The organism is Planktothrix sp. FACHB-1355 (genome assembly GCF_014748295.1).
Classification (GTDB): domain Bacteria; phylum Cyanobacteriota; class Cyanobacteriia; order Cyanobacteriales; family Aerosakkonemataceae; genus Aerosakkonema; species Aerosakkonema funiforme_A.
Map to the genome: position 1 here is coordinate 1 of NZ_JACJUP010000477.1, position 4,719 is coordinate 4,719.

Annotated in this window: 4 protein-coding genes; all 4 read right to left on the bottom strand. The window is 41.5% G+C overall.

The annotated features are described in order from the left end of the window. A partial coding sequence (locus H6S82_RS33630) for a glycosyltransferase (protein WP_242057011.1) occupies nt 1-1,370 on the bottom strand: 1,370 nt, incomplete at its 3' end. Beyond that, complete coding sequence (locus H6S82_RS18735) at nt 1,325-2,215, bottom strand: class I SAM-dependent methyltransferase (RefSeq protein WP_242057012.1); 891 nt, start codon at nt 2,213-2,215, stop codon at nt 1,325-1,327. The genes H6S82_RS18735 and H6S82_RS33630, both read right to left, overlap by 46 nt. Before the next feature lie 41 nt (nt 2,216-2,256). Further along, nucleotides 2,257-3,678 (bottom strand): ABC transporter ATP-binding protein, encoded by a 1,422-nt coding sequence (locus H6S82_RS18740; RefSeq protein WP_190468989.1) that lies wholly within the window; start codon nt 3,676-3,678, stop codon nt 2,257-2,259. A 74-nt stretch (nt 3,679-3,752) separates the two neighbouring features. Next, nucleotides 3,753-4,598 carry an ABC transporter permease gene (locus H6S82_RS18745; protein WP_190468992.1) on the bottom strand — a complete coding sequence of 282 codons (846 nt, stop codon included), beginning with the start codon at nt 4,596-4,598 and terminating at the stop codon, nt 3,753-3,755. Nucleotides 4,599-4,719: the final 121 nt, after the last annotated feature.

Below are 4,719 nucleotides of genomic sequence, written 5' to 3' on the forward strand. Positions count from 1 at the left end.
TCTCCAAAAAATTCTGCATCTCCGTAAACTACTCCTACTTCCGGATATTTATCTAATATTTCCATTGACTTTGTGATATATTCCGGCCTAATTTTATTATCGGAATCCAACGGCAGTATGTAACGTCCTCTAGCTTTTTTTACGCCTGTATTTCTAGCTTCTGCTAAACCCAAATTTCTCTCATGTTCGATGATACAATAACCGTTTTCTTTTAAATAATCCAAAACTTTTAATGTTACTTTTTCGGTCGAACAATCGTTTATTACTAAAATTTCGTAGACGCGATCTTGGCAGCTTTCTACGCTGGAAATCGCCTCTAAGATAAACTCGCCTTGATTGTAACAAGGAATTACAACCGTTACAGCTATCTCATTTTCTGAATCATTTAACAATCTCATTTGATTTGCTACAGTTTCATTTAACTGTGCTGAATTTGACTCCAAATATTCTGAACTTGTTCCCCGCTCTGGAGAACTTACAGATGCCAAAACAATGCTAGATTCAGAATTATTTTCCCAATCGATCGCTGACAGGGAGAATTCGCTGGGTAGATCGGCAAGTCGGTCTAATTCCTGCAACATAGAAAAGTATTGCGGTGACTTTTTATATAAATATTTTACGGCAAAGGAATCCCATTTTAAGCTTTTAAATATTTGTCGATCGTATATTAATTTAAATTCGCGATCGCTCGCCTTATCCTTTATTTCTATAGCCAGTTTATTTCGCATTAATTCAATTAACATTTCTGGCTGTTTCTGCCAAGCATTTACGTTAAATAAAACAATCCGATCCGAATGACTTTTATAAAAATCAATCAGTTTGCGATTATAATACTCCCAAATTTTCAAAGCGTAGTCACGATGTTTGGTAAAAACCGTTTCCTTCAGACGGCTAATTGAATCCTCTACATCCCACGGGTAGCGATAAACAAATAAATATTTGGCTTCCGGAAGCAAATCGTCCCAGAAATCGAGCATTAAACTTGTACGCGGGTCTTTCCAACCCCAAATAGGAAAGTTGTGCTGACGGCTGTTAATTAATTCTTTTGCTGTTTCTATATAATTTGCAAAATTGTTACTGTCCAAACTTTCATTTTCTGTCCAGCCCCAATCATGCCATCCCGATTCTTCAGGAGGACAACTATCTTGCAAAACCGAGCGCTGAAATTCTAGAAAGTCAACGTCTTCAAAGTAGCCTTTGCGATTATGCTCATCTGCCTCAAAAGTGTTGTTGCCTAAATTTACTCCTATTTGCTGTACAAACGCAGCCGTCAGAGATGTGCCAGAGCGGTGCATTCCCGTTATTATCAGTGTTTGCGGTAGTTTCAGTGCGTTGATATTGCTACTTCTAACTCTTGGTTTTCTGGCCATCTTTCCGGTGGTATATTATTCGCTATCGACGACGACAGTATTGTTTCTTTTTTTCCTTTTATTGCCAAAAATGTGTTTCGATCGGCTTCTTTTCTTTGGCGCATTACTTCATACTTTATCACTGCTGGGTTATGGCACTCATGTACGGATGTGAAACCCACCTCCGACAATAAATTATACAAGGAAGGGCGCGTAAACCAAAAACTGGTTAAATTGTCTAAGGATGCCCATAACGACTTGTTTCTTTCCTCCGGCGTTGAATTACCGCTATGTTCTGCATAGTCACTGCCCCAGTATTTTTGCTCGTTGTAAATATAGCACTTTTCGGCGTTTGTGCTGACATGAGTATCTAAAATAAGGAGCTTTTGGCAAACCGTTGCTATATTCTCCACGAAACGAAAAATATCCGGGACATCCAAGTGGTAAAGTATACCCAAACATAAGACTACATCAAAAGTGCCGTACTTTTCCGGACTGAGATTGCGAACATCGTCGTGTACCAGTTGTATGTTGTCCAGAGAAAGGGCTTCTTTAGCAAAGCGAGCTTTTTCGATATTAGCTTGTCGGCCTTCTATACCGACAACTTCTGCACCCTGAAGTGCAAGTTCTATGCCATATAAACCCTCCAGACAAGCTAAATCGAGAATCCGCAGGTTTTCAAAAGGTCGATCGACTATATCGGATATTGCTTGTAATATCCGCCTTACCTTTACCTCAGATCCGGTAATTTTTTGACCGAGCGTGTAGGTATCTTCAGCCAGCTGGATGTTGTGATTTGTCCACTCGCCAAACTTGTCTATTATTTCCTGCTTTTTTTGTGCGATCGCTTTTATCTCCATTGGCATTCACCTTAATTTTAATCAACGCCGTTTGTGGTAAAGGAGCTTTAAAAAACTTCTATTTCTTGATGTTTTTCGATCAAATCGGCATTGATGGTCAAACTTGGTTCGATCATCAAGTCAACTATACCGCTGGCATAAGAATTGGTTTCTGGTTGAACTCTGAACATTGCCACATCAATATGTCTGGAAAGATAGGTAAAATGTCCGTCTACCAAACCTGTAACGCCGGCATTTAAAAAGTAAACGCCAGGGTTAAGCAGACATTTGAAGCGAAACTTTACTATGACGATAGTTTCCGGCTCAATTTCTTCGATCGCTTGAGATGATGCCGTAAATGAAGCGCCTCCCAGTTCCAATCCACTCACGGTTTTAACCAGCATTCCAAACCGAACTTGTTGAGCGTGTTTGAGAAAAGCTACCGAGTAAGTGTAAATGTAGTCTTTCTTCCCTACTAGATGGTTCACCACTCTGCCATCTGGCATCGTTATGTGGGGATTAGTTATTTTTGCACCGCGAGGCACATAGGAAATTGTGTTGGAAGGAACCAACTCCGGATCGTAAAATTCCCGGATATTTTCTGGTTCTGTTTCTAAGTCTGGTTCCGAATTTGATGCTTCGGAAACGCTTATTTCTAATTTGTTTTCCAATATCGAAATGTTTTGCTTGAAAGCATCGTAGCTCACCGTTTTTTGCATTTCCCGGATTTCTTCCCGTAAATGCTGCACCTTGTCCTCTGGAGCGTAGAGTAGCTTATGATATTTGTCGAGAACAAACTTAGGATGATGGAAGAGTAGCTTTTCACCCCGATCCATTAAAATTGCGGCATCGCAGATTTCTATAACGGCAGTTGCAGAGTGAGAAACAAATAAAATTGTGCCGCCTCTAGCGCGGATTGTTTGGATGCGAGCGAAGCATTTGCGTTGGAAGGCTTCATCTCCAACTGAAAGAGCTTCATCTACTACGAGAATATCCGGATCGACGCTGGTGGAAACTGCAAATGCTAGCCTGACAAACATTCCGCTAGAATAAGTTTTGACAGGTTGATCGAGAAAATCGCCGATATCTGCAAACGCCACAATTTCATCAAATTTAGCTTCAATTTCTTTTTGGCTCAAACCCATTAATCTACCGTTAAAAAAGACATTTTGTCTGCCGGTAAATTCCGGGTTAAAGCCACTGCCAAGTTCTAACAATGCGGCTATGCGACCGTTGACGCGCACTAGACCGCTGGTTGGTGTAAGCGTCCCGACGATAATTTGCAATAAAGTACTTTTCCCGGAACCATTGCGACCGACAATTCCCAAAGTTTGCCCTTTAGGAACTTCCAGGTTGATATCTCGGAGTGCCCAAAATTCATCAGCTCTACTCTTTCCTGGCAGTAACAAATCTTTGAGGCGATCGGCAGGACGAGAGTAGCACTTAAAGCACTTGGAGACATTTGTGAGAGAAATTGCAATTTCAGTCATGACTCTGCTGCTAAAAGGACAAAGGATTGAGTTGAGTTACTGGGATTTTTGGTGGGGGTTTTTTATGTTAAAATTTAAAGCACATCAGCAAATGCAGGCCGCAATCGCCGATAAACTTGTAAGCCGAGCAAAAACACTGATAAAGAAACGAAACTAGCTATTGTCCATTCTTGCCAGTGCTTCAAGCTGCCTTCTAAGATGAGGTCGCGATAGGTTTCCGCGATCGCACTCATCGGATTTAAGCAAAACACCAAAGTACGCCACTTTTCTGGGATCAGGGAAGCAGGGTAGACAATCGGAGTCAGATAAAACCACAGATTTGTCAGTACCGACAAAGTTTGGGGTATATCGCGCAGGAATACCGTTAACCCGGCGACGAGATAACTTAAACCCGCCGTTAAAAGCAACTGGGTTAAGCAAACCAGGGGCAGCAACCAGAGGGTAGTGTGAACGGTTTGGGTGGTAATTCCCACCAACAGAATAAGTCCGACTAACCCGATCGAACTTTCAACAAAGGCAGACAATACTGGCACTAAGGGTAATAGCACTAAGGGAAACACAACCTTTTTTACCAAATTAGGTTGGTTGATTACGGAAACTGCCGCTGGCAATAAGCCGCTGGTGAATGCCGTCCAAGGTAGCAATCCCGCAAATATCCACAAACCAAAAGTTAACTTGTTCTCTGGCAATCCTTGCAAGCTCAACTTTACCCTGAGAACAACAGAAAAAACATAAGTGTAAATCAATAATTGGGATATTTGGTTCGCTAATGACCAAAAATTGCCCAAAATAGCGCCCTTGTATCGAGCTTCCAAGTCTCGTACAACTAACGCTTTCAGGAGATCCAACTTAGCCCACCACGGGTTATTCACAGGCAGATGGTGCCTAAATCTCCCAGCTTGACGAACAACTCCTTTCATTGACCTCAGCAAAGCTTGTTTCCTCGCTCACTACCAACACACCACAATATCGAAAAGGTCTTAGGTTAAGATTTTATTCATATTTTTGCAATTTGGGTAAAAAGTTTCTGGAGGGATTAGG